The following is a 405-nucleotide window of genomic DNA, read 5'->3' on the forward strand; positions in this document are numbered from 1 at the left end:
GGCCGCCGCGGGACAGTCCGGCAGCGACCGCACGGTCTCCTGGGGCTACGGCGACCGGGTGCGCACCGAGGACGAGTTCCACGAGCGCTTCGCCGGTCTCACCGGTGCGCTGCTGGAGGACCCGCGGATGTTCGGCTACTGCTACACACAGCTGACCGACGTCTTCCAGGAGCAGAACGGCGTCTACCGCTTCGACCGGGGCACCAAGCTCGACGTCGCCCGTGTCCGCGAGGCGCAGCTGCGGCCCGCCGCGATCGAGCGGCCCGACGCTCCCGGGTCCGGTCCGGCCACCGGAGCCGCGGCGGGAGGCCGTCGCGGCTCCGGCGCCGGACGACGCGGCCGGTGCGACCGGGGCAGGGGGAGGGGCGCCGGGTCAGTGGCCCAGCGCGAACGCTGGTCCCGCGC

Annotated in this window: 1 pseudogene; it reads left to right on the top strand. The window is 76.0% G+C overall.

The features are described from left to right. A pseudogene (locus IH13_RS0125730) lies at positions 1-405 on the top strand (hypothetical protein); the annotation flags it as partial.

This window comes from Streptomyces sp. NRRL WC-3549 (genome assembly GCF_000721935.1).
Lineage (GTDB): Bacteria > Actinomycetota > Actinomycetes > Streptomycetales > Streptomycetaceae > Streptomyces.